This is a genomic window from Bradyrhizobium sp. 2TAF36 (assembly GCF_052114925.1).
In the GTDB taxonomy this organism is placed as follows: Bacteria; Pseudomonadota; Alphaproteobacteria; order Rhizobiales; family Xanthobacteraceae; genus Bradyrhizobium; species Bradyrhizobium barranii.
Map to the genome: position 1 here is coordinate 76,368 of NZ_JBFRFR010000013.1, position 25,588 is coordinate 101,955.

20 protein-coding genes are annotated in these 25,588 nt (G+C 66.0%); 9 read left to right on the top strand and 11 right to left on the bottom strand.

Translation table 11 applies throughout. From position 1 onward, the window contains the following. The first annotated feature begins 13 nt into the window (after positions 1-13). From coaBC to trxA, 9 genes are all read left to right on the top strand, one after another. Positions 14-1,465 carry a bifunctional phosphopantothenoylcysteine decarboxylase/phosphopantothenate--cysteine ligase CoaBC gene (gene coaBC / locus AB4Z51_RS10025; protein WP_135214052.1) on the top strand — a complete coding sequence of 484 codons (1,452 nt, stop codon included), beginning with the start codon at positions 14-16 and terminating at the stop codon, positions 1,463-1,465. After that, on the top strand, positions 1,462-1,920 hold the full coding sequence (gene dut / locus AB4Z51_RS10030) for a dUTP diphosphatase (protein WP_135214051.1): 459 nt from the start codon (positions 1,462-1,464) through the stop codon (positions 1,918-1,920). Before coaBC ends, dut begins: the two co-directional genes overlap by 4 nt. Positions 1,921-2,109: 189 nt before the next feature. Next, on the top strand, positions 2,110-4,614 hold the full coding sequence (locus AB4Z51_RS10035; protein WP_441497359.1) for an ATP-binding protein: 2,505 nt from the start codon (positions 2,110-2,112) through the stop codon (positions 4,612-4,614). Next, positions 4,611-6,179 (top strand): tRNA (adenosine(37)-N6)-threonylcarbamoyltransferase complex ATPase subunit type 1 TsaE, encoded by a 1,569-nt coding sequence (tsaE, locus tag AB4Z51_RS10040; protein ID WP_441497360.1) that lies wholly within the window; start codon positions 4,611-4,613, stop codon positions 6,177-6,179. The genes AB4Z51_RS10035 and tsaE overlap by 4 nt, the downstream gene beginning before the upstream one ends. Before the next feature lie 89 nt (positions 6,180-6,268). Continuing rightward, on the top strand, positions 6,269-6,586 hold the full coding sequence (locus tag AB4Z51_RS10045; RefSeq protein ID WP_441497361.1) for a PilZ domain-containing protein: 318 nt from the start codon (positions 6,269-6,271) through the stop codon (positions 6,584-6,586). Between the two features lie 155 nt (positions 6,587-6,741). Continuing rightward, positions 6,742-7,464: a nucleotidyltransferase family protein gene (locus AB4Z51_RS10050; RefSeq protein ID WP_071908906.1), complete on the top strand. Its 723-nt coding sequence runs from the start codon at positions 6,742-6,744 to the stop codon at positions 7,462-7,464. A 235-nt stretch (positions 7,465-7,699) separates the two neighbouring features. Continuing rightward, positions 7,700-10,846 carry a double-strand break repair protein AddB gene (gene addB, locus AB4Z51_RS10055; protein WP_135214047.1) on the top strand — a complete coding sequence of 1,049 codons (3,147 nt, stop codon included), beginning with the start codon at positions 7,700-7,702 and terminating at the stop codon, positions 10,844-10,846. Next, positions 10,840-14,349 (top strand): double-strand break repair helicase AddA, encoded by a 3,510-nt coding sequence (gene addA, locus AB4Z51_RS10060; protein WP_167767944.1) that lies wholly within the window; start codon positions 10,840-10,842, stop codon positions 14,347-14,349. The genes addB and addA overlap by 7 nt, the downstream gene beginning before the upstream one ends. Before the next feature lie 67 nt (positions 14,350-14,416). After that, a complete protein-coding gene (gene trxA / locus AB4Z51_RS10065; RefSeq protein WP_007598398.1) occupies positions 14,417-14,737 on the top strand; it encodes a thioredoxin in 321 nt (106 codons plus the stop codon). Positions 14,738-14,811: 74 nt separating this feature from the next. Here the strand turns inward: trxA and AB4Z51_RS10070 are convergent, their stop codons facing one another. The 11 genes from AB4Z51_RS10070 to rpsA form a co-directional block, all read right to left on the bottom strand. Then, a complete protein-coding gene (locus tag AB4Z51_RS10070) occupies positions 14,812-15,240 on the bottom strand; it encodes an SRPBCC family protein (protein WP_135214045.1) in 429 nt (142 codons plus the stop codon). A 79-nt stretch (positions 15,241-15,319) separates the two neighbouring features. Next, complete coding sequence (locus AB4Z51_RS10075) at positions 15,320-16,060, bottom strand: metallophosphoesterase family protein (RefSeq protein WP_135214044.1); 741 nt, start codon at positions 16,058-16,060, stop codon at positions 15,320-15,322. A gap of 137 nt (positions 16,061-16,197) precedes the next feature. Further along, positions 16,198-17,541 carry a bifunctional folylpolyglutamate synthase/dihydrofolate synthase gene (locus AB4Z51_RS10080; protein WP_135214043.1) on the bottom strand — a complete coding sequence of 448 codons (1,344 nt, stop codon included), beginning with the start codon at positions 17,539-17,541 and terminating at the stop codon, positions 16,198-16,200. Beyond that, the gene (gene accD / locus AB4Z51_RS10085; protein WP_135214042.1) at positions 17,538-18,479 is read right to left on the bottom strand and encodes an acetyl-CoA carboxylase, carboxyltransferase subunit beta; all 942 of its coding nucleotides are present in this window, start codon (positions 18,477-18,479) and stop codon (positions 17,538-17,540) included. Before accD ends, AB4Z51_RS10080 begins: the two co-directional genes overlap by 4 nt. A 112-nt stretch (positions 18,480-18,591) precedes the next feature. Beyond that, positions 18,592-19,428: a tryptophan synthase subunit alpha gene (gene trpA / locus AB4Z51_RS10090; RefSeq protein WP_135214041.1), complete on the bottom strand. Its 837-nt coding sequence runs from the start codon at positions 19,426-19,428 to the stop codon at positions 18,592-18,594. Then, positions 19,425-20,642, bottom strand: a complete 1,218-nt coding sequence (gene trpB / locus AB4Z51_RS10095; RefSeq protein WP_135214040.1) for a tryptophan synthase subunit beta — start codon at positions 20,640-20,642, stop codon at positions 19,425-19,427. Before trpB ends, trpA begins: the two co-directional genes overlap by 4 nt. Further along, on the bottom strand, positions 20,639-21,310 hold the full coding sequence (locus AB4Z51_RS10100; RefSeq protein WP_135214039.1) for a phosphoribosylanthranilate isomerase: 672 nt from the start codon (positions 21,308-21,310) through the stop codon (positions 20,639-20,641). Before AB4Z51_RS10100 ends, trpB begins: the two co-directional genes overlap by 4 nt. A 66-nt stretch (positions 21,311-21,376) precedes the next feature. Continuing rightward, positions 21,377-21,769 (bottom strand): lipopolysaccharide assembly protein LapA domain-containing protein, encoded by a 393-nt coding sequence (locus AB4Z51_RS10105; protein WP_135214038.1) that lies wholly within the window; start codon positions 21,767-21,769, stop codon positions 21,377-21,379. A 71-nt stretch (positions 21,770-21,840) separates the two neighbouring features. After that, entirely contained in the window at positions 21,841-22,146 is a 306-nt protein-coding gene (locus tag AB4Z51_RS10110; RefSeq protein ID WP_007598410.1) for an integration host factor subunit beta, read from the bottom strand. Positions 22,147-22,317: 171 nt separating this feature from the next. Continuing rightward, positions 22,318-23,298, bottom strand: a complete 981-nt coding sequence (gene sppA / locus AB4Z51_RS10115) for a signal peptide peptidase SppA (protein WP_085405021.1) — start codon at positions 23,296-23,298, stop codon at positions 22,318-22,320. A 393-nt stretch (positions 23,299-23,691) separates the two neighbouring features. Then, positions 23,692-25,395, bottom strand: a complete 1,704-nt coding sequence (rpsA, locus tag AB4Z51_RS10120) for a 30S ribosomal protein S1 (RefSeq protein ID WP_063980172.1) — start codon at positions 25,393-25,395, stop codon at positions 23,692-23,694. Positions 25,396-25,588: the final 193 nt, after the last annotated feature.

Consider the following 25,588-nt stretch of genomic DNA (forward strand, 5'->3'; position numbering starts at 1 on the left):
CTGGAGGGGCGTCATGGCAAGCCTGACCATCCGCAAGCTCGACGAGGGCGTCAAAACCTATTTGCGCCTGCGCTCGGCCAGGAACCGCAGGTCGGTCGAGGAAGAGGTCCGGGTCATCCTCGGGGAGCTGATCGAGGGCCGCGAGGAGCCGCTGACGCCGTTTGCGCTGCCGCCGGCCCAGTCCACCGCCCCCACGCCGCAACGGACCGGCGCCCTCCCCGAGGCCAGCGTCACCCTGATCATCGGGGGCGGGATCGCGGCCTATAAGTCGCTCGACCTGATCCGCCGGCTCAAGGAACGCCGGATCGAGGTCCGTTGCGTCCTGACCAAGGCGGCGCAGCATTTCGTCACGCCGCTGGCCGTGAGCGCGCTGTCGCATGAGCGCGTCTACACTGACCTGTTCGACCCCCAGAGCGAGTTCGACGCCGGGCACATCCGCCTGGCGCGCGACTGCGACCTGATCGTCGTCGCGCCCGCGACCGCCGATCTCCTGGCGAAGATGGCCAATGGCCATGCCGATGATCTCGCCAGCGCCATCCTGCTTGCGACCAACCGCAAGGTCCTGCTGGCGCCGGCGATGAACCCACTGATGTGGAACAATGCGGCGACCCGCCGCAACGTGACGCAGCTTCAGCGTGACGGCGTGGTCCTGATCGGCCCGAATTCCGGCGAGATGGCGGAGGCAGGCGAAGCCGGAATCGGCCGCATGTCCGAGGCGATCGAGATCGCCACCGCCGCCGAGCGCCTGCTACGGCCGCCGGTGCCGCGCCCGCTCGCCGGCAAGCGCGTGCTGATCACCGCAGGTCCCACCCACGAGCCGATCGACCCGGTGCGCTACATCGCCAACCGCTCCTCCGGCAAGCAGGGCTTTGCCATCGCCGCCGCCGCGCAGGCTGCCGGCGCCGAGGTGATTTTGGTCAGCGGCCCGGTCGATCTCGGCGATCCCCCGGGCGTGACGGTGAAGCGCATCGAATCAGCCCGGCAGATGCTGGAGCAGGTGCAGGCGGCGCTTCCCGCCGACATCGCGATCTTCGCGGCCGCGGTCGCCGACTGGCGGGTCGCCAGTGAGGGCGAGCAGAAGCTGAAGAAGACCTCGGCCGGCATGCCACCGCTTCAGCTGGTCGAGAATCCCGACATCCTCGCCACGATCTCGAAGCTGACCGACCGGCGCCCGCCGCTGGTGATCGGCTTTGCCGCCGAGACCGAGCACCTCATCGACAACGCCAAGTCCAAGCTGGCCCGCAAGGGCTGCGACTGGATCGTCGCCAACGACGTCTCGCCGGCGACCGGCGTGATGGGCGGCGACCGCAACACCGTGCATCTGATCAGTCGCAAGAATGGTGAGGAGGACGGCGAGATCGCAGTTGATTCCTGGCCGGTGATGACCAAGGAACAGGTCGCCATCGAGCTGGTCGCGCATGTTGCAAAGAGCGTGACCGACAAATCCCGGGAGCCGGCATCTTGAGCACGAAAGTCACGGTCGAACTGCAGCAACTGGCCCACGCCGAAGGCCTTCCGCTGCCGGCCTATCAGACCTCCGAAGCCGCCGGCCTCGACCTGATGGCCGCAGTTCCCGACAGCGAGCCGCTGACGCTCGCTGCCGGCCAATATGCGCTGGTGCCGACGGGCCTCGCGATCGCGCTGCCGCCCGGCCACGAGGCGCAGGTGCGGCCGCGCTCGGGCCTTGCCGCCAAGCACGGCGTCACCGTGCTGAACTCGCCCGGCACGATCGATGCGGACTATCGCGGCGAGATCAAGGTGATCCTGATCAACCACGGCGCGGCGCCCTTCGTGGTCAAGCGCGGCGAGCGCATCGCGCAGATGGTGATCGCGCCGGCGGTGCAAGCCGCGCTGGTTCCCGTGGCGACATTGTCCGCGACCGATCGCGGCGCCGGCGGCTTCGGCTCGACCGGCCGCTAACACACGGCAGCTCCAGCCGAATCACCCGAAGAACTACGAGGATTGGAACCGCGCGCCCGGCATTTTTGTGGGACCGCCTTTGCGTTCACGATCTGGACTCTTACCGCTGGAGTCACGGTGGGGGTATTGTCGTTTGATTCGCGCGCGACGGGGGTCGCCGCGCGCAAATTCGTGCGATCTGGGGCAACTATGTCAGGCGTGATCGTGTCGATGCGTCGGACGCTGCTGTCGTGCACATCGTTGGCGCGCAACGGCTTGTTGGGAGGCGCTCTCGCGGCGCTGCTGCCGGCTGCGCCGGCTGAGGCTGCCGACCTCGTCGACACACTTTCCATAATGCTGGACTTCAACCGGCAGGAACTCGCGGTGCTGGCCACCGCGCTCGCGCTGCTCGGCTTCTCGGTCGTGGCCGCGATCCTGTTGATGCGCACGCGCGTGCGCACGGCGAACAACGAGGCGCGGCTGCGCGCGCGGATCGGGGAGCTGCAACTCCAGTCCGATCGCTTCGGCGCGCTGCTGTTCGCCGAGCCGCAGATCCTGATCTCGTGGCCGGCCGGCGACAATCGCGCGCAGATTTCCGGCGACATCTCCATGGTGCTGCCGCGCGATTCCTCCCCCCAGCGCGTCCTCGCGTTCGGAACGTGGCTGCCGCCGGAACCTGCGCTCCAAATGGATCACGCGGTCGATGCGCTACGTGACCGCGGCGACGGGTTCCAGCTGACGCTGACCACCGCGCACGGCCACACGCTGGAGGCCATCGGCCGCGCCATCGGCGGCCAGGCCATTGTCAGGATTCGCGAACTCTCCGGTCTCCGGCGCGATCTGGCCGAGACCAATCTGCGTTACAAGGCCCTCGCCGACGAGACCGAGATGCTGCGCGGCTTTGCCGCCGCCGCGCCCTGGCCTATCTGGGCCAAGGCCGAGAACGGCGCGCTGAGCTACGCCAATCCGGCCTATGTGCGCGCGACCGAGGCAAGCAGCGTCATCGACGCCCAGCAGCGCAAGCTCGAGCTGCTCGACAGTGCCGACCGGACCGCGATGGAGCGGGGCCTGAAGGACGCGGCCAGTTTCACCTCGCGGCTGCCGATCGTGATCGGCGGCGAGCGGCGCATCTACGACGTCCGCGCGGTCAATGTCGGCAGCGGCAATGTCGGCGTCGCCATCGATGCCAGCGAGGCGGATGCGCTGAGCTCGGCGCTCGTGCGGATGGCGGAGGCGCATCGGCGCACGCTGGACCAGCTCTCCTCGGGCGTTGCCGTGTTCGACGGCCAGCGACGGCTCGCCTTCTACAACGATTCCTACCGCCGGCTGTGGGACCTCGACCGCATCTTCCTCGACGCCAATCCCGACGATTCCAGCGTGCTCGACCAGCTCCGCGCAGCGCGCAAGCTGCCGGAGCAGCCGGACTTCCGCGCCTGGAAGGCCAAGCTGCACGAGGCCTATCGCGCGGTCGAGGCCGCCAAGGACACCTGGTACCTGCCCGACGGCCGCGCGCTCTCCGTCGTCACCACGCCGAATCCGGAAGGCGGCGTCACCTATCTGTTCGACGACGTCACCGAAAGCCTCGAGCTCGCCCGCCGCTTCGACGGCATGATCCGCGTCCAGCGCGAGACGCTGGACAGCCTCGCCGAGGGCGTCGCCGTGTTCGGCAGCAACGGCAGGGCGCAGCTGTTCAACCCGGCCTTCGTCCGGATGTGGAAGCTGTCGAGCGACGCCATGCGCGACGAGCCGCACATCCAGACGGTCGAAGGCTGGTGCCATCAGCTGTTCGACGACCCGCAAGTCTGGCGGCAGATCCGCGAGGCCGTCACCTCGATCGAGAGCCGCGCCGACGTGCCGCTGAAGYTCGAACGCAAGGACGGCAGCGTGCTCGACGGCATGATCCGTCCGCTGCATGACGGCGCGACCATGCTGACGTTCCAGGACATCACCGACACCGAGAATGTCGAGCGTGCGCTGCGCGAGCGCAACGAGGCACTTGAGGCCGCCGACCAGATGAAGGTGGATTTCGTCCACCACGTCTCCTACGAGCTGCGCTCGCCGCTCACCACCATCATCGGCTTCGCGCATTTCCTCAGCGATCCCTCGACCGGGCCGCTGACGCCGAAACAGGCCGAATATCTCGACTACGTCACCAAATCCACCAACGCCCTGCTGGCGCTGACCAACAACATCCTGGATCTCGCCACGATCGACGCCGGCGCCATGAAGCTGGAACTCGGCCCGGTCGACGTCAGCAAGGCCATCGAGCTCGCCGCCGAGGGTATCCAGGACCGCCTCGCCACCGACCGCATCCGCCTCAAGGTCGAGATCGCGCCCGATATCGGCAGCTTCGTCGGCGACGAGAAGCGCGTGGTGCAGGTGCTCTATAACCTCCTCGCCAACGCCGTCGGGTTTTCTCCACAGGATTCCACCGTCGGCATCAGCGCACGCCGCACCGAACGCAGCGTGGTCTTCACTGTGACAGATTCCGGGCCTGGAATACCTGCCGACATGAAGGACAAGGTGTTCAACTGGTTCGAAAGCCGCTCGCAGGGGTCGCGTCACCGCGGCGCCGGGCTCGGCCTGTCGCTGGTGCGCTCCTTCGTCGAGCTGCATGGCGGCAAGGTGCGGGTGGATTCGATCGTGGGCAGGGGCACGGTCGTGATCTGCGACTTCCCGACCGACCAGGCGGCGCATCGCGACGCCGCCGAATGACTGAACCGACCACATTCTCCGTCGCGCTTGTCAACGAGACGGCCACTGCGCAATTGATGGCCGACCTCGCGCTGCTGGTCGGCCCCGGCGACGTCATCACCCTCACCGGCGATCTCGGTGCCGGCAAGACTGCGGCTGCGCGCGCCATGATCCGCTATCTCGCCGGCGACGAGGCGCTGGAAGTCCCGAGCCCGACCTTCACGCTGGTGCAGGGTTACGAGCTGCCGCCGTTTCCGGTGATGCATGCCGATCTCTACCGCGTCGAGGACGAAAGCGAGCTCGAGGAGATCGGCCTGTCGCCGCTTCCCGATGCCACGCTCGTCCTGATCGAATGGCCGGAACGCGCACCGTCGGCGATGCCGCAAGACCGCATCGACATCGCTCTGACGCACCGGCCGGCGCTGGGCTCGAATGCGCGCGCCGCCGACTTCACCGGTTACGGCAAGGCCGCCGCACAAGTCGCGCGGCTGAAGGCGCTGCGGGAATTCCTCGAGGAATCCGGCTACATGGATGCAAGGCGCAAGCACATGGCCGGTGATGCCTCGACCCGCTCCTATGCGCGACTGCTGCGCGACGACGAGATCGTCATCCTCATGAACTTTCCGCAGCGGCCCGACGGCGCTGCGATGTACAACGGAAAATCCTACAGCGCGGCGGTGCATCTTGCCGAGAACATCAAGCCGTTCGTTGCCGTCGACGAAGGCCTGCGCGTGGCGGGAGTCTCAGCGCCCGCGATCCACCACTACGATCTCGACCACGGCTTCCTGATCTCCGAGGATTTCGGCAGCGACGGCGTGATCGAAGGCGATCCGCCGCGCCCGATCGCCGAACGTTACGAAGCTGCGACCGACGTGCTGGCCGTGCTGCACAGCAAGACATTGCCGGAGACGCTGCGGCTGGCGGATCAGACCTACACCATTCCTGCCTTCGACACCGAGGCGCTGCTGATCGAGATCGGGTTGATGCCGGAATGGTATCTGCCCGATCGCAACGCGCCGCTGAGCGACGAGAAGCGCGCGGAATTCTTCGCGATGTGGCGCGAGCTGCTGAAGAAGCCGCTGGCCGCGCCAAAAACCTGGATCATCCGCGACTACCACTCGCCCAATCTGATCTGGCTCGCCGATCGTACTGGCATGGCGCGCGTCGGCGTGATCGACTTCCAGGACACCGTGCTCGGGCCGCGCTCCTATGACGTAGTGTCGCTGCTGCAGGACGCGCGTATCGACGTCCCTGAGACCCTCGAGCTGACACTGCTGTCGCGCTACATCAAGGCGCGGCGCACGGCCGATGCGAGCTTCGATCCGGCCGGCTTCGCCGAGCTCTACGCCATCATGTCGGCGCAGCGGAACACGCGCCTGCTCGGCACCTTCGCCCGCCTCAACCGCCGCGACGGTAAGCCGCATTATCTGCGCCACCAGCCGCGGATCTGGACCTACCTCCAGCGCTCGCTGGCACATCCCGCGCTGGCTCACCTGCGCGACTGGTATCTCGCCAACGTCCCGCCGCCCCAGGGGGCGTCCCAAGAGCCGTCTGAAGAACAGCCTCAAGAGCAGCCCCAAGCCTGATTCGCGGCCCGATTTACCGCCTGTTAGCCATCGCATCGGTATCATCGCCCGCAGGCAGCCGGACAAGGACGGGGCTGGAGCAAGGGCAGATGGCGGTCAAGACGGACCATCGTGGCAACAGCCGGGTTGTTTTCGAGCGCGGGATACCGGCCCAGATGATGGGGATYGACGGCACCTGGCGGCGCGAGTGCACCATGGAGGACGTCTCCGAGAGCGGTGCCAAGCTGACCATCGACGGCTCGGTCGAGGGCCTGCATCTGAAGGAATTTTTTCTCCTGCTGTCGTCCACCGGACTTGCGTACCGTCGCTGTGAGCTGGCGTGGGTCAACGGCGACCAGATCGGCGTCAATTTTCTCAAGCTCGGCTACAAGAAGAAGAAGGCGCGTTCCACATCCGTTGGGGCGTGACGGCCACACCCGTCGTACAACCGTCACGGCAGGTGGTTAAGGCGGTTAAGACGCGGTGCGGCCAATTGCGGTCCGTGTTAGGATTGCTGCGTACGCGAACTTCAAAAGTTCTCAAGTCCAGGATTCCGGGAAAGACGAGTCTGAGAAAGCGAACGATGTCCGTCAAACCGACCAAAGCCATGGTGCTCGCTGCGGGGTTCGGGCTGCGCATGCGTCCGTTGACGGAGAAGATGCCGAAGCCGCTCGTGCCGGTGGCCGGCCAGCCGCTGCTGGACCATGTGCTCGACAAGCTCGGCGACGCCGGCGTGACCGAGGCGATCGTCAATGTGCACTATCTGCCGGACCAGATCATCAACCACACCGCATCCCGCCAGCATCCGCGCGTGACCATCTCGGACGAGCGCGACCAGGTGCTCGGCACCGGCGGTGGCGTGGTCAAGGCGCTGCCGCTGCTCGGCGACGCGCCGTTCTTCCATGTCAATTCCGACACGCTGTGGATCGACGGCGTGCGCTCGAACCTGGCGCGGCTTGCGGAAAACTTCGACCCTGAGCGCATGGACATTCTGCTCTTGATGGCGCCGACCGCGACCAGCATCGGCTATAGCGGCCGCGGCGATTACGGCATGCTGCCCGACGGCGCCCTGCGCAAGCGCAAGGAAAAAGAGGTCGTTCCGTTCGTCTATGCCGGCGCGGCGATCCTGTCGCCATCGATCTTCGCCAACGCACCGCAGGGCGAGTTCTCACTGACCAAGATGTTCGACCGCGCCAACGAGCAGGAGCGGCTGTTCGGCCTTCGCCTCGACGGCGTCTGGATGCATGTCGGCACGCCCGATGCCGTGCATGCGGCGGAAGAGGCGTTTCTGGAGAGCGTGGCGTAGGGCCAGCTCTCGCGTCCCGGACGTGGGTACCGTAGGGTGGGCAAAGCGAAGCGTGCCCACCATCTCTCTGCTTAGAGATCGGGGATACATGGGTGGGCACGGCGCGAGTGCGCCTTTGCCCACCCTACGGCACCTGATCCTAGTCCAGCGAACAGCGGGGACTATCTCCCCCCCACCCATATCCATTTGAATCCGCCTCCCTATATTGGCGCCTGATTCCCGAATCAGGCAGCCCATGCGCGTTTTCAGCGTTCCCATCTCAGTTCCGTTCCTGCGCACGGTCGTCTCGAGCCTGCTCGACGGCCGGCTGGTCGACGGATTCGAGGCGCGCAAGGAACCGGCGCGGCTTGCGGATGCCACGCTGTACCTGCCGACAAGGCGCGCCATGCGCGTCGTTCGCGAGATCTTTCTCGACGAGATGGCCGCCGATGCGGTGGTGCTGCCGCGCATCGTCGCGCTCGGCGACATCGACGAGGACGAACTCGCTTTCGCCGACGAGGGTGAGCAGTTCTCCGGCGGAGCGCCGCTCGACATTCCGCCACGGCTTGGCGAGCTCGAACGGCGGCTGACGCTGGCGCAGCTCGTGGCCGCCTGGGCCAAGGGCCCGGTGCTGTCCCCGCTGGTGGTCGGCGGCCCCGCCTCGACACTCGCGCTGGCCGGCGACCTCGCACGCCTGATCGACGACATGGTGACGCGCGGCGTCGACTGGAGCGCGCTCGACGGCCTGGTGCCCGACATGCTCGACCGCTACTGGCAGCACTCGCTCGAATTTTTGCGGATCGCGCGCATCGCGTGGCCCGGCCATCTCGCCGAGATCAACCGGATCGAGCCCGCGGCGCGGCGCGATCTCCTGATCGCGGCGGAAGCCAGGCGGTTGACCGCGCATCCCCATGGCCCCGTGATCGCCGCCGGCTCCACCGGCTCGATGCCGGCCACCGCAAAATTCCTGCATGCGGTCGCATCGCTGCCGCATGGTGCCGTGGTGCTGCCCGGCCTCGACACCGATCTCGACGACGACGCCTGGCGCAGCATCGGCGGCGTGCGCGATTCGCTCGGCAAGTTCGCCGAGCATCCGGCGTCGAACCATCCGCAATATGCGATGCATGCACTGCTGGAGCGCTTTGGCATCAAGCGCGGCGATGTCGAGCTGCTTCAACCGGCAGCGGACGGCGGCCGCGATCTGCTCGCCTCCGAATCGATGCGGCCATCTGCCAAGACGGAAGTCTGGCACGACCGGCTGAAGCAACCGGATGTCGCAGCGAAGATCGCCGGCGGCATGTCAAACCTCGCGGTGGTCGAGGCGCCCAATCCCGAAATGGAGGCGCTTGCGATCGCCATCGCGATGCGCGAGGCGCGCCATCTCGACAAATCGGCGGCACTGGTGACGCCCGACCGCGCGCTGGCGCGGCGGGTGATGGCCGCGCTCACGCGATGGGATCTCGCCTTCGACGATTCCGGCGGCGACGTGCTGATGGAAACATCCGCCGGCGTTTTTGCGCGTCTGGCATCGGAAGCGGCGACCAAGGGATTGGAGCCGCCGACACTGCTGGCGATGCTGAAGCATCCGTTGTGCCGGCTTCGCCGGCTGCCTGGCGCATGGAAGGCGGCGATCGAGGGCCTCGAGCTTGCAGTCCTGCGCGGAACGCGGCCGCCTGCGGGCACCGCGGGCCTGCTGCGCGAATTCAATCGTTTCCGTGAGGAGCTGGCAAAGCTGTGGCGCAAGGAGGTCTCTGCGCTCCACCACGCGGAGCCACGTGCGCGTCTGAAGGCAGAGGACCTCGATCGCATCCAGGCGCTGATCGATGCCCTGCGACAAGCGTTGGCGCCGATCGAGAGTCTCGCGTCATCGAGACCGTACGACTTCGCCGAGCTCGCGCACCGGCATCGCGAGATCATGATCGAACTGTCGCGCGACGAGCAGGGCATCCCGCTCGCTTTCGAGGAGCGCGAGGGCCTGGCGCTCGCAGCCGCTTTCGACGACCTCCTGCGCGGCGGCACCACCAGCGGGTTGATGGTGACGCTGCCTGACTATGCCGACGTCTTCCAGACCGCGTTCAGCGACCGGGCCGTGCGGCGGCGGGACAGACCCGGCGCGCGGCTGCAGATCTACGGCCCGCTGGAATCGCGCCTGATGCAGGCCGACCGGGTCATCATCGGCGGCCTGATCGAGGGCGTCTGGCCACCGGCGCCGCGCATCGATCCCTGGCTCAGCCGGCCGATGCGGCACGAACTTGGCCTCGATTTGCCGGAGCGCCGCATCGGCCTCTCCGCACACGATTTCGCGCAACTGCTCGGCGGCGACGAGGTGATCCTGACCCATTCCGCGAAAGCCGGTGGCGCACCGGCGGTCGCCTCGCGCTTCCTGCATCGATTAGAGGCGGTCGCGGGCGACGAGCTCTGGAAGACGGCCATCCGCGCGGGCGAAAAATACGTGCAGTTTGCGGGCGCGCTGGACCAGCCCGACGAGGTCAAGCCGGTCAAGCAGCCCGAGCCGCGGCCGCCACGCGCAACGCGGCCGCTGAAGATGTCGGTCACCGCGATCGAGGACTGGCTGCGCGATCCCTACACGATCTACGCAAAGCACATTTTGCGGCTCGATGCGCTCGACCCCGTCGACATGCCGCTGTCGGCCGCCGACCGCGGCTCGGCGATCCACGATGCGCTCGGCGAGTTCACGGAAAGCTACGCCACGCGCCTGCCCGACGATCCCGCGCGCGTGCTGCGCGCGATCGGCGAAAAGTATTTTGCGCCGCTGATGGAGCGCCCCGAAGCGCGCGCGCTGTGGTGGCCGCGTTTCCAGCGCATCGCGCGCTGGTTTGGCGAATGGGAGACGGCGCGTCGCGACGTGATCGAGGTCATCACGGCAGAAACGCGTGGCGAGATCTCGATCCGGCTCGACAACGACCGCAGCTTCCAGCTTTCCGCCCGCGCCGACCGCATCGAGCGGCGCCAGGGCGGCAGCTATGCCATCCTCGACTACAAGACCGGGCAGCCGCCGACCGGCAAGCAGGTCCGCATGGGCCTGTCGCCGCAGCTGACGCTGGAAGCCGCGATCCTGCGCGAGGGCGGATTCCCTGACATCGACGCGGGTTCGTCCGTCAGCCAGCTCGTCTATGTGCGCCTGAGCGGCAACAATCCACCCGGCGAGGAGCGCATCCTCGAGCTCAAGTATAGGCAAGGCGACGAGCCACAGCCGCCGGACACGGCCGCCGCCGAAGCCCGGGCCAAGCTGGAGGCGCTGATCCGTGCCTTCGAGGACGAGAACCAGGCGTACACCTCGCTGAACCTGCCGATGTGGACCAACCGCTACGGCACCTATGACGACCTCGCCCGCATCAAGGAATGGTCCGCGGCCGGCGGTTTGGGGATCGAGGAATGGTGAAGCTGCCGCGTCCCATTCCCGACGAGGTGCGTGCGCGGCAGGCGCGCGCGTCCGATCCGACTGCGTCGGCGTTCGTGTCGGCCAATGCCGGCTCGGGCAAGACGCATGTGCTGGTGCAGCGGGTGATCCGCCTGCTGCTGTCGGGCGTGCCGCCGGAAAAGATCCTCTGCATCACCTTCACCAAGGCCGCCGCCGCCAACATGGCGGAGCGCGTGTTCACGACGCTCGGTCATTGGGTGACGCTGGACGACAACGCGCTCGACGCGGCGATCAAGGCGGTCGGCATCCCACATCCCGATCGAAAACTACGCCGCGAAGCACGAAAGCTGTTCGCCTGCGCGCTGGAGACGCCGGGCGGATTGAAGGTGCAGACCATCCACGCGTTGTGCACCCGCCTGCTCCAGCAATTTCCGTTCGAGGCCAATGTTCCCGCACGCTTTGCCGTGATCGACGAGCGTGACCAGACCGACATGATGGAGCGCGCCAATCTGAAGGTGCTGCTGGAAGCCGCGCGCGATCCGGAGACCGTCACTGGCCGCGCGCTGCTCACCGCGATGGCAAGCGCGGCCGACGTCACTTTCAAGGAGGTCGTGCGGGAGGCCTGTCTCAGCCGCGATCATTTCATGGCCTGGACCGACGAGGCCGGCAACGCCGGGGCAGCTGCTGAGCAGATGGCGGCGGTGCTGGGCGTGGAGGCGGGCGATCGGATCGAGGACGTCGAGACGGAAATTCTCGACGGTCCCTTCCTGCCGCGGTCGCGCTGGGACGACATCGCCTTCGCGCTGGAGGACGGGAGCAAGTCCGACAACGACCAGGCCAGCCGGCTCCGCGAGGCCAAGGTGTTTTCCGGTGCCGCGCAGGTCGACGCCTATCTCGGCGTCTTCCTCACCGACGAAAAACTGCCGCGCAAGGCGGTGCTGACGAAGAAGTTTGGCGATCACAACCCATCCGTCGCCCGCCTGTTCGAGAACGAGGTGCAGCGCCTCGGCGGATTGATCGAGAAGCGCCGCGCGGTGACCATGCGCGACCGCACCGCGGCCCTGCTGCACATCGCGACCGCGGCCGCCGCAAACTACCGCCGTGAGAAGCAGGAGCGCGGGCTGCTCGACTACGACGACCTCATCGACAAGACGCTGGCGATGCTGAACCGCGTCTCTTCAGGCTGGGTACATTACAAGCTCGATCGCGGCGTCGACCACGTGCTGATCGACGAGGCCCAGGATACGAGCCCGCGGCAGTGGGACATCGTCGCGCATATCATTTCGGAGTTCACCGCCGGCGAAGGCGCGCGCGAAGGGTTGAACCGCACCGTCTTTGCCGTCGGCGACGAGAAGCAGTCGATCTTCTCCTTTCAGGGCGCCCAACCCCGAGAATTCGACGCGCGCCGGCGCGAGCTGCGCAGCAAGTTCACCGCCGCCGGGCTGAAGTTCGATCCGGTCGCCTTCACCTATTCGTTCCGTTCGGGCGCGGCGATCCTGCACTCGGTCGACCACGTCTTCCGCGAGCCCCAGATCTACAAGAGCATCCATTCGGCCGAGATCGGCCATCCCCTGCACAATGCGCTCGCCGATGCGGGCCCGAGCGTGATCGAGCTGTGGGATCTCGCCGAGCCCGATGACAGGCAGGAGATCGAGGGCTGGCGCGCGCCGTTCGATGGCGTCGCCGCCACCAGCCCCGAGGTGAAGCTCGCCCGCCGTATCCAGACCGAGATCAAGCAACTGGTCGAGAGCGGCACGCTGACGGGACACGAAGGCGAGCGCCGGCCCTTGCGTTACGGCGACATGCTGATCCTGGTGCGCCGGCGCGGCAATGCGTTCGACGCCGTGATCCAGGCGCTGAAGCACGCCAATGTTCCGGTCGCCGGCGCCGACCGGCTGAAGCTGACCGAGCACATCGCGATCATCGACCTGATGAATCTTGCGGACGCGCTGCTGCTGCCGCAGGACGATCTCGCGCTCGCGGTTGCGCTGAAGAGCCCTCTGTTCGGGCTCGATGACGACGACCTGTTCCAGCTCGCCTGGGGCCGCAAGGGCTCGCTGCGCCGCGCGCTTGCCGAACATGCTGCCACAAGCGAGACGTTCGCCACGGCGCTGCGGCGGCTTGAAGCCTGCGAAGCGCGGTCGCGCGACGAGACTCCGTTCACCTTCTACGCCTGGCTGCTCGGCGGCGACGGCGGACGCGCGCGGATCCTGCGCCGGCTCGGCCATGAGGCTAACGACGCGATCGACGAGTTTCTGGAGCTGGCGCTGAACTACGAGCGCAAGGCACCGGCCTCCCTGCAGGGTTTCATGGCCTGGCTGCGCTCGGCCGACACCGAGGTGAAGCGCGACATGGAGATCTCGCGCGACGAGGTGCGGGTGATGACGGTGCACGGCGCCAAGGGCCTGGAAGCCTCCGTTGTGTTCATGGTCGACACGACATCATCGCCCGCGGATTCGCAGCGGGTCCGGCTGATCCACGTGCCGCGCGGCAATGGCGGCGAGGTCGTGGTCTGGGCCGGGCGCAAGGCCGATGATCCCAAGCCCGTCGCCGACGCACGCAAGGCGATGATCGAGGAGACCGAGGACGAGTATCGCCGCCTGCTCTATGTCGCGATGACGCGCGCGGCCGATCGGCTGATCGTCGGCGGCTGCATGCCCGGCAACATGAAGACGGTGCGCAAGCTGAGCTGGTACGACCTCATCGACACCGGGCTCACCGGCTCGGGCCTGGACAAGCAGACGATCGAGACGCCGCTCGGCAAGGTGACCCGATTCGCCCGGCCGGCGGATGTCGCGGCGCTCGGCACGCCTGCGATGGCGGTGGACCAATCGATCGCATTGCCGGACTGGCTGCGGACGCCGTTACCGCGCGAGAGCGTCGATGACGATCCCGTGCGCCCCTCCGGCCAGTCGGCCGAGGACGGCCGTAGCGTGCGGTCGGGCGAATCGGTGCAGTCGCGCGCGGTGGCGCTGCAGCGCGGCACGCTGGTGCACCGGCTGCTGCAATCCCTCCCCGACATCGCCCCCGAGCGCCGGCGCGAGGCCGCGCTTGGCTTCATGGCGCGCAACGCGCCCGGCTGGACGGAGGCCGACCGGGCCGCGCTGGCCGACAAGGTTCTCGCCCTGATCGCCGAACCGCGCTTTGCCCCGGTGTTTGCCGCCGGCAGCCGTGCCGAGGTCTCGATCGTCGGCCGATTGGACCGGCCGGGGCGGGCGCCAGCGCTGGTGTCGGGGCAGATTGACCGGCTGGTCGTTCGTCCGGATGAGGTTCTGATCGTCGATTTCAAGACCAACCAGGCGGCGCCCAAAAGCGCCGCTGAGGCGCCTGCCGCCTATGTCCGGCAGCTTGCGCTGTACCGGGCGGTGCTGGCGCGGCTTTATCCCCAAAAGCCGATCAGGGCCGTCCTGCTCTGGACCGAGGCCCTTGAATATATGGAGATTTCAGCCCCCGCGCTGGACGCGGCGCTGGCATCCCTTCATCTCAGTGCGAGCGTCCTTGACCCGGCAAGGGGCCGTTCATAGGTTGACGGCATGATCCCGGGCGCGATTCCCATGCGCGCCGATTCTTTCAACCGAGTGAGGTACTCCCATGGCCGTTGGCAAGGTTTCCGACACCGATTTCGAAGCCGAAGTGCTCAAGGCGAACGGCCCCGTGGTCGTCGATTTCTGGGCCGAATGGTGCGGCCCCTGCCGCATGATCGCACCTGCGCTCGACGAGATCGCCGGCGCGATGGGCGACAAAGTCAAAATCGTGAAGCTCAACGTCGACGAGAGCCCGAAGACCGCGTCGAAATACGGCGTGATGTCGATCCCGACGCTGATGATCTTCAAGGGCGGCGAGATGGCCTCCCGCCAGGTCGGCGCGGCGCCGAAGGCGAAGCTGCAGCAGTGGATCACCTCCGCGGTCTGATCCGCTTCGCGTGTAACTGAGAATTCTTCAACGGCCGGCCACCCGCCGGCCGTTTTATTTTTGCTCGACGGCAATCACGCCGATCTCGTTTCGGCGAGTTTGGCGAGGCTGGCGAGAACATCGGGAAAGTCCGACGCGACGGCCGGACCGATCTCGGACGCTTGCGGCCCTCGCGCGTCGACGGCGTAAACGATGCGCGTGCGTCCTGCCCCAAGGGATTCGATGCGATGGGCGACCTTGATGACGAGATCGCCGACCCGCGTTTCGTCGATGAAGCACGCGTTCTCGCGGACCTCGATCAGCTGCGAGCGCAGCGCGTCCTCGCCGGGAGGCTTCATCGTGAACCAGGTCCCGGCCGCAAATGGCCCGTCAATGTCGATCTGCTCGATACCTGCGTTCCAGGTTTTCCAACCGGGCACATCGCGGAAGATGCTCCAGATCGTCTCCGGGGCTGCCGACGTCTCGACCGCGTATTCGCCCCGCCAGACATTGTCGTCGTTCATCGCACGCTGCCCTCTTTGATATGTACGCTCATAATAAGCGCGCCTATTAAGGAGTCGAGGCAACCGGGACGAAGCGCCTCTATCCGATCCACCCCGTCGCCAATGCATTCGCCAGCTCCGGCTGGCCATTGCGGCGCGCGAGTGCAGCCATCGCCTCGTGGTCATATGCGACGTGCCGGAACGTCACCTGCCATGCACTCCCGACAAGCTCGAGGATCGCGTAGCGCGCGTGCGGCGTGCCGGCTTCGACGACATGCGGGAATGGATGCACGTCGCGATAGCCGGGGCTGCCGACGCTGCCGGGGTTCACGATCAGCCGGCCGTCGCGCAGCCGCACCGCGCGGGCAAGATGGGTGTGGGCGCAGAGGATCAGCGATTGGGTGATGCCTTGCGCGAACTGCTCGATGCGGTCGAGCGGCGAGAGCGCCACCGTGCCGTCGGAATGCACGGTATCGAGCCAATAGACCTCGTCATCATCCGGCGTCGCGTGGCAGAGGAAGACCTGCTCACGAAACACCCGCGTCATCGGCTGCGCGCGCAGCCAGTCGAGCTGGGCGGCGTTGAGCGCTTCGTAGGCGGGACGGTCCCACGAGCCCATCTCTTCCGGCGGGCGGTCGAGCAGGTAGCGGTCATGATTGCCGAGCACGTGCACGGCGTCGAGCTGCATCAGGATCTCGATGGTCCGGCGCGCATCGAGCGGGCCGCTCAGCATGTCGCCGAGATTGACGATGTCGGCGATGCCTTGCGCACGGATGTCGGCAAGCACCGCCTCCAGCGCGAGATGGTTCCCGTGAACGTCGGCGATCGCGGCAAAGCGCATTGGTAGTCTCTCTTGCCCCGGACGCAGCGCAGCGTGAAACGGTGCGCTGCAGAGCCGGGGCCCATGTTGCGGCATTCTAGGTCCCGGCTCTGCGGAGCAGCGTTGCACGCTGCACCGCGTCCGGGACACGAGACCGACTATGCAGGAGGCGTGCCGTTGATGCCCAGCACATGGCCGGCAAGATAAAGCGAGCCGGTGATCAGGATGCGCGGCGGCACTTCGTAGGCGAGCTTCGCCAGGCCGCGCAGCGCGGCTTCGACGCCGGGCGCGCTCTCGACGCGCATGCCGAGGCTGCGCGCGGCATCCGCGAGGCGGTCGACCGGCATTGCATTTTCGGTGTCGGGGATCGGCACCGCGATGATGTGACGGGTCAGGCCGGCGAAATTGGCGAGAAAACCTTGCGCGTCCTTGTTGGCCATCATGCCCGCGATCACGACCAGCGGCCGCGAGACCCGCTCTTCGAGATCGCCGAGCGCGGCTGCTGCAACGCGCCCGCCTTCGGCATTGTGGCCGCCGTCGAGCCAGATCTCCGAGCCCTGCGGTCCGAGCGCAAGCAGCTCGCCCGAGGTGATGCGCTGCATCCGCGCCGGCCATTCGGCGCCGACGATGCCTGCCTCGAAGGCCGCCTGGTTGACCTTGAAGGCCGGAATCGCGCGCAGCGTCGCGATCGCAAGGCCGGCATTGTCGAACTGGTGACGGCCGAACAGGCGCGGCGCCGCCAGATCCATCAGGCCGCGCTCGTCGGAATAGACCAGGCGTCCATGCTCGACATTGACGTGCCAGCTTTCGTTCGCGGCGAACAGCGGCGCGCGCATGCGCCTCGCCTGCGCCTCGATCACGGCCATCGCCTCGCCCGTCTGCTCGGCGCAAATCACGGGCACGCCGCGCTTGATGATCGCGGCCTTCTCGCCGGCGATGGAGGTCAGCGTATCGCCGAGGAAATCCATGTGATCCATGCTGATCGGCGTGATCACGCAGGCCGCCGGCGTGTCGACCACATTGGTCGAATCGAGCCGGCCGCCGAGGCCGACTTCGAGCAGCACCACATCGGCCGGGTTCTGTGCGAACAGATGAAACGCCGCAGCCGTCTTCAGCTCGAACACGGTCGCGGCTTCGCCGGCATTGACGCGCTCGACCTCTTCCAGCGCCGCGCGCAATTCATCGTCGCCGACCAGCACCCCGCCGCCGACGCGGCCGAGCCGGAAGCATTCGTTGATGCGGACGAGATAGGGCGAGGTGTAGGCATGGACACGCAGACCGGCGGCCTCCAGCGTCGCGCGCAGATAAGCGAGCGTCGAGCCCTTGCCGTTGGTGCCGGCAATGTGAATCACCGGCGGCAGCTTGCGTTCGGGGTGGTCGAGCCGCTCGAGCAGGCGGTGCATCCGCTCAAGCCCGAGATCGATACGCTTCTGATGCAGGGCCGACAGCCGCCCGATCAATTCACCGAGCGGCGGCTTTGCGCTGTCAGAGGACGCGTTCACGCGTGCGGCGCGGCCGGCGCCGTCTCGGCGGCCGAGACGATCTGCGCCGGACTGACGACCGGCTGCACCGATTTCGATGCGCCTTCCTGCGCCGGCGCCTTGGTCAGCAGGCGGCACAGCCGCGCCAAGGTCGGGCGCAGTTCGTGACGATGCACGACCATGTCGACCATGCCGTGATCCTTCAGATATTCGGCACGCTGGAAGCCTTCCGGCAATTTCTCGCGGATGGTCTGCTCGATCACGCGCGCGCCGGCGAAGCCGATCAGCGCGCCGGGCTCGGCGATCTGCACGTCGCCCAGCATCGCATAGGACGCGGTGACGCCGCCGGTAGTCGGGTTGGTCAGCACGACGATGTAGGGCTGTTTTGCTTCACGCAGCATCTGCACGGCAACCGTGGTGCGCGGCATCTGCATCAGCGACAAAATGCCTTCCTGCATACGGGCTCCGCCCGAGGCGGCGAACACGACGAACGGCGACTTCTTCTCGACGGCGAGCTCCAGCCCACGCACGATCGCTTCGCCCGCGGCCATGCCGAGCGAGCCGCCCATGAAATCGAAATCCTGCACGGCAACGACGACGGCGGCGCCTTCGAGCTTGCCATAGCCGACCTTGATCGCATCGTTCAGATTGGTGCGCGCACGGGCATCCTTGATGCGGTCGACGTACTTTTTCTCGTCACGGAACTTGAGCGGATCGGGCGTGACGTCGGGCAGCGCGACGTCGTACCAGGTCTCGTTGTCGAAGATCGACTTCAGACGCGCCACCGCGCCCATGCGCATGTGGTAGTTCGAGCCGGGGATGACGAACTGGTTGGCCTCGACGTCCTTGTAGAACACGAGCTGTCCGGAATCCGGGCACTTGATCCACAGATTCTCCGGCGTCTCTCGCCGCAGCATGTTGCGGATCTTCGGCCGGACCACATTGGTAAGCCAGTTCATGGTTTGCTCCGATGTGCGAGCCCCGCGAAAGGGCCGCCTGAAGGATATATGGCGGCCGGGCCTCTGCCCGGCAAGCCGCCGTGTTCGCCCGCCCCAGAAGCGGAATTATGGCCTATTCCGCCGCAGCTTTCGCGCCCTTGACGCCCTGGGCCAGGGCCGCGGTCAGCTCGGCTACCGCGTTAACGGTTTTGGCGGTCGCGCGACCCTCGGCATCGAGGCTGTTCTTGAGTGCATCGACCAGTGCCGTGCCGACCACCGAACCATCGGCCTTCTCGGCAATGGCGCGCGCCGCCTCTGGCGTGCGGATGCCAAAACCAACGCAGATCGGCAGCTTGGTATGCCGCTTGATGCGCGCGACAGCTTCACCGACGGCATTCGCATCCGCCGCCGCGGCACCGGTGATGCCGGCGATAGAGACGTAGTAGACAAAGCCTGATGTGTTCGCGAGCACCGCGGGCAGGCGCTTGTCGTCGGTGGTCGGGGTCGCGAGGCGAATGAAGTTCAGGCCCGCCTTCAGCGCGGGAATGCAGAGCTCGTCGTCTTCCTCCGGCGGCAAATCGACGATGATCAGGCCGTCAACGCCGGCCGTCTTGGCATCGGCCAAAAACTTGTCGACACCGTAAATGTAGATCGGATTGTAATAGCCCATCAGCACCAGCGGCGTGACGTTGTCGTCCTTGCGGAAGTCGCGCACCAGTTCCAGCGTCTTCTTCAAGGTCATGCCGTTCTTGAGCGCGCGCAGACCTGCAGCCTGAATCGAGGGACCATCCGCCATCGGATCGGTGAAGGGAATGCCGAGCTCGATGACGTCGGCGCCTGCCTTGGGCAGCGCCTTGACGATATCGAGCGACGTCGCGAGATCGGGATCGCCGGCCATCACATAGGTGACGAAGGCCGAGCGGCCTTGCTTCTTCAGCTCAGCGAAACGGGTATCGATACGCGTGGTCACTTGCTCTTGCCCCTCAGGATGTCGCCGACCTGCGGGACGTCCTTGTCGCCGCGGCCGGAGAGATTGACGACCATCAGGTGATCTCTCGGCCGCTTCGGCGCGAGCTCCATCACCTTGGCGATGGCATGCGCGGGCTCGAGCGCGGGGATGATGCCTTCGAGCCGCGACAGCAGCTGGAATGCCGCGAGTGCCTCGTCATCGGTCGCGGAGAGATAGTTGACGCGGCCGATCTCGTGCAGCCAGGAATGCTCGGGACCGATGCCGGGATAGTCGAGGCCGGCGGAGATCGAATGCGCGTCCTGAATCTGGCCGTCCGCATCCATCAAGAGATAAGTGCGGTTGCCGTGCAGCACGCCGGGACGGCCGCCCGCGATCGAGGCCGCATGCAATTGCGTGAGCCCATGGCCGGCGGCTTCGACGCCAAAAATTTCAACGGAGGGATCATCGAGGAACGGATGAAACAGGCCCATCGCGTTCGAGCCGCCGCCGATGCAGGCGACCAGCGAATCCGGCAGGCGTCCCTCGACCTCCTGCATCTGCGTCTTGGTCTCGTTGCCGATGATCGACTGGAAGTCGCGCACCAGCGTCGGATAGGGATGCGGGCCCGCCACCGTGCCGATGCAATAGAACGTGTTGTGCACGTTGGTGACCCAGTCGCGCAGCGCCTCGTTCATGGCGTCCTTCAGCGTGCGCGTGCCCGACTGCACCGGGACCACGGTTGCGCCCAGCATCTCCATGCGGATGACGTTGGGCTGCTGCCGCTCGACGTCGACGGCGCCCATATAGACCACGCATTCGAGGCCGAAACGCGCGCACAGCGTCGCGGTGGCAACGCCATGCTGACCGGCGCCGGTCTCGGCGATGATGCGCTTCTTGCCCATGCGCCGTGCCAGCATGATCTGGCCGAGCACGTTGTTCACCTTGTGCGAACCGGTGTGGTTGAGCTCTTCGCGCTTGAGGTAAATCTTGGCGCCGCCGAGCTGCTCGGTGAGGCGCTCGGCGAAATAGAGCGGCGAAGGCCGGCCGACATAGTTCTTGAGATAGCCGTTCATCTCGGCCTGGAAGGCCGGATCGGCCTTGGCCGCGGTGTAGGCCTTCTCCAGATCCAGGATCAGCGGCATCAGGGTTTCGGCGACGAAGCGGCCGCCGAAAATGCCGAAGTGCCCGCGCTCGTCGGGACCGCTGCGGTAGGAATTTGGTTTGGCGATGTTCATCGAACGCTCAACTCTTGACTTGCATCTTGGGTGGCGCGCGCGGCGCGAATGAAGGCCTTGATCATCTCGGGATCCTTGACGCCGGAGGCGCTCTCGACACCGGAGGAGACGTCGACACCGCCGGCGCGCGTGACCCGAAGAGCCTCGGCGACGTTGTGGGCATCAAGTCCGCCCGAGACCATATACGGCAGCTTGAGTTCCAGGTTTTCGAGCAGATGCCAATCGAAGGCCGCGCCGAGGCCGCCCGGGCGTGTCGCGTCCTTAGGCGCACGCGCGTCGAACAGGATGCGATCGGCAACCTCTGCGTAGCCAGGCAGCACGGCGAGATCGGCGGCGGTTGCGACCGGCACCGCTTTCATCACCGGACGGCCGAACCGCTGCTTGATGTCGCGCAGGCGTGCGACGCTCTCCTTGCCGTGGAGTTGAAGGATATCCGGCGACAACGCGTCCATGATGTTGTCGAGCGTGGCGTCATCGGCATCGACCGTGAGCGCGACCTTGAGCGCGCGCCGCTTCACCTGGCGGCCGAGGTCGCGGCCAAGCTCCAGAGAGACGTGCCGCGGCGACGGCGGAAAGAACACGAACCCCACCATGTCGGCGCCGGCGTCGAGCGCTGTTTCGAGCGTCTCGCGCGTGGACAGGCCGCAGATTTTGACGAGCAGGGACATGGTCTCAAAGCAGGTGAAGGCCGCGGGTCTGCGGCCGGAAAACCGGGTTTTCGGTTGCGGCCGCTTCTACAACGTCGCGCGCTGCTTGTCTCGCCCGATGGGCCCGTAAAGGCCAACCCCGGAGGGAACGGGGAGGCGCTGGGGCTGGGGCTTCGCTGCGGCCGCCTGAGCCCGCAGATCGGCCAATTCGGTCCTGGCAGCCCGTGCATCCGCATCATTCCGGCGCGCCGCACGCCGCCATCGCCGCTGGCCGAACCAGACCGCGCAGCCGCCCGCGAGGACCCCGAGGGCAGCCACCAGGATGAGGAGCAGGAACAGCGGCAACGTCGCCGAGAATGACGGGTCGTTCGTAATGAAGGGATCGAATGAGACCGTGACGAAATGCCGGTTGGCGACGGCAAAGGTCACCAGGATCAGGCCCAGCGGAATCACGATCAGCGCGGTCAGGAACTTTCGCATCTCGCTTCGCTCGCCTTGAATCAAGCTTCCGGCCGCATCGCTCGCGACCGCGGAAAACCCTGACGCCGGTCTCAGTCTGGCGCGCCTGGATCCGGATGGTCGCGGTTCAGCCGTTCGCGCATTTCCTTGCCGGTCTTGAAGAACGGAACGCTCTTCTGATCGACGGGTACATGGGCGCCGGTGCGCGGATTGCGCCCTGCGCGCGCAGGGCGATGCTTGACCGAGAAGGCACCGAAGCCGCGCAACTCGACGCGATCACCGCGCGCGAGAGCCGCTACGATCTCTTCGAGAATCGCATTCACAATGTTCTCGACATCCCGCTGGTACAGATGCGGGTTGTGCTCGGCGATACGCTGAACAAGTTCGGATTTGATCATCGAGAGATAGGACCCGGAAGCGTGCGGATGACCATTTCCGTGAAAATACTGTGATCTGTCAAGACGCTAAATGAAGGTTGAGCGTCGGGAAAATGCGTGACAAATGCCGAAAAAGCGGGCTGCCCCGCTACCCGCCAGACGGGAAAAGCCTCTGAAGCTCGCCCGGTTCCATCAATTTGACGCAGCCGGCTGCCACAGGGCCAGCATTCCATCCATTCCGAGCCGATCGACGGCCTGCGCGACGCCGGTTTGCCCGATCTGATGCGCAATCGAGCCTAAACCAAGCGCTTCCAGCGTGACGACGGCAGCCGTTTTGAGGAACGGCAGATCGCCAAAGCGGGGCTGGAGCTTGTAATCGCGGACGGTGAGGCCCTTCTTGACGCCCTTCTGCTCGACCAGCCAGGTCACGGCGGTCTTCTCGTCGCCGAGCTGATCGATCAGCTTGAGATCGATCGCCTGGCGTCCGGTGAAGACGCGGCCATCGGCGACTTTTTCGAGCTGCGTGTCATCCATGCCACGCCGCTCCTTCACCAATCCCTTGAACCAGGCATAGGAATCCTTCACCAGCGCATCGAGCGCGGCGCGTGCCTCGGGGCTGGTCGGCTCAAAACCGTTCGGCGCGGCCTTCAGCGGCGAGGATTTCACCTCCTCGACCTTCACACCGACGGTCTTCAGCAGCTCCGTGACGTTGGGAAACTGGAACAGCACGCCGATCGAACCGACCAGCGAGCTCTGCTGGGCAATGATGTGGTCACTCGCAATCGCGGTGATGTAACCGCCGGACGCGGCGAGGCCTTCGACCACGACGACGAGCGGCTTCTTCGCCTTCAGCCTCACAAGCGAGTCATAAAGCTGCTCGGAGCCGGCGGTGGTGCCACCCGGCGAGTTGATGTGAATGATGACGGCGGCGGCCTGCGAGTTCTCCAGTCGCTCCAGCGCCTGGGTGCGATCGGAGTCGCTGCGGATCAGGCCATCGATCTGGACCCGCGCGATCGAGCCGGCGGATGCGAACGTGCCGCGCGCACCGGGTGTTGCGATCAGCGCGACGCCCGCGATCGCCGCGATCGCGATCAGCGCAGCCATCACGCGCCAGAACGTCAGCTTGCGACGAATCCTGCGGCGATCGACGATGATGTCCGAATCGAGCGACATCGGAATATCTCCAAATGAAAGGCTGGGCGCGTTGTGCCGTCACAGCGTGACCATTGGCTTATCTGGATACATCAATTGCGGCGTAATTTGAAGAAAACAAGGCTGCGCGAGGCCGGATGGTAGCCAAGCACTCAATGTCATCCCCGCCTAGTGCGCAATTGCGCACGGGCGCCGGGACCCATACCCCCAGGGAGAAGTTGTCGCGCGAGTTGGTAACCACGAGTCTTCGCCAAACTCGATCCTGTGGCTATGGGTCCCGGGCTCGCGCTTCCGCCTTCGCTCTTCGAGCTACGGCGGACAAGTCGCGCGCCCCGGGACGACAGCGGAGCACGCCGCAACAAAAAAGCCCCGGCTTACGCCGGGGCTTTGATGGTTGCGAAACAGGCGTTTCGCTTACTTGTCGCGGTTCTTGAGCGCGGTGCCGAGAATGTCACCGAGCGTCGCCCCCGAATCGGAGGAGCCGTACTGCGCGATGGCTTCCTTCTCTTCGGCGACTTCGAGCGCCTTGATCGACACCTGGACCTTGCGGGCCTTCTTGTCGAACTGGATCACGCGAGCATCGACCTTCTCGCCGACGGCGAAGCGCTCGGCGCGCTGGTCGTTGCGGTCACGGGCGAGCTCCGAACGCTTGATGAAGGTCGAGAAGTCGGTACCGGTGATCTTCACCTCGATGCCGCTTTCCTTCACTTCGAGCACTTCGCAGGTCACGACCGCGCCCTTCTTGACATCGCCCGGCTCGGCGAAGGGGTCGCCTTCGAGCTGCTTGATGCCGAGCGAGATACGCTCCTTCTCGACGTCCACATCGAGCACCACGGCTTTCACCACGTCGCCCTTCTTGTAGTTGTCGATCACCTGCTCGCCCGGAAGCTTCCAGTCGAGGTCGGAGAGATGGACCATGCCGTCGACGTCGCCCTCGAGGCCCAGGAACAGACCGAACTCGGTCTTGTTCTTGACCTCGCCTTCGACCACCGAACCGGTCGGGTGACCTTCGACGAAGACCTCCCACGGGTTGCGCATGGTCTGCTTGAGGCCGAGCGAGATGCGGCGCTTGACGGAATCGACTTCCAGCACCTGCACTTCGACTTCCTGCGAGGTCGAAACGATCTTGCCGGGGTGCATGTTCTTCTTGGTCCACGACATCTCGGAGACGTGGATCAGGCCTTCGATGCCCGGCTCGAGCTCGACGAACGCACCGTAGTCGGTGATGTTGGTGACGCGGCCGGTGAAGCGGGCACCCAGCGGGTACTTGGCTTCGATGCCCTGCCACGGATCGTCCAGCAGCTGCTTCATGCCCAGCGAGATGCGGTGCGTCTCGTGGTTGATCTTGATGATCTTGACCTTCACGGTCTGGCCGATCGAGAGCACCTCGGTCGGGTGGTTGACGCGGCGCCACGCGATGTCGGTGACGTGCAGCAGACCGTCGATACCGCCGAGATCAACGAACGCACCGTAATCGGTGATGTTCTTGACCACGCCGTCGATGACCTGCCCCTCTTCGAGGTTCTGCACCAGCTCCTGACGCTGCTCGGCGCGGGTCTCTTCCAGCACCGTGCGGCGGGAGACGACGATGTTGCCGCGGCGGCGATCCATCTTGAGGATCTGGAACGGCTGCGAGTTGTTCATCAGCGGCGCAACGTCGCGGATCGGACGGATGTCGACCTGCGAGCGCGGCAGGAAGGCCACGGCACCGTCGAGGTCGACGGTGAAGCCGCCCTTGACCTGGTTGAAGATGACGCCGTTGACCTTCTCGTTGTTCTGGAAGGCCTTCTCGAGCTTGCCCCAGCTCTCTTCGCGGCGCGCCTTGTCGCGCGACAGCACGGCTTCGCCGAGGGCGTTCTCGATGCGATCGAGGAACACTTCGACCTCGTCGCCGACCTTGATCTCGCTCTCACGGCCGGGGCCGGAAAATTCGCGCAGGGCAACGCGGCCCTCGGTCTTCAGGCCGACGTCGATGACGGCCATGTCTTTTTCAATTGCAACCACCTTGCCCTTGACGACGGAGCTCTCCTGCAGGTTGCCACCTGCGAAGGACTCGTCGAGCATCGCGGCGAAATCGTCGCGCGACGGGCTATAGGTATCAGCAGAAATCGAAGCCATTTGTTCTCCAGTTGCGGATGTCGTGCCGGCCGTTGGGTTCATGGGCGCATCGCACACGCAGTGTCGGAAGGTCCGCAAGACCTTCGAGCGACCGCTCGTTGCTCCGGCATGGAGGCGGAACAGCGGAGGCGGGCCGGCTGAGGCCCGCGCGTTCGATACGTGGAAATCTTGGTCCGGAGCCTGGATCGCGCCG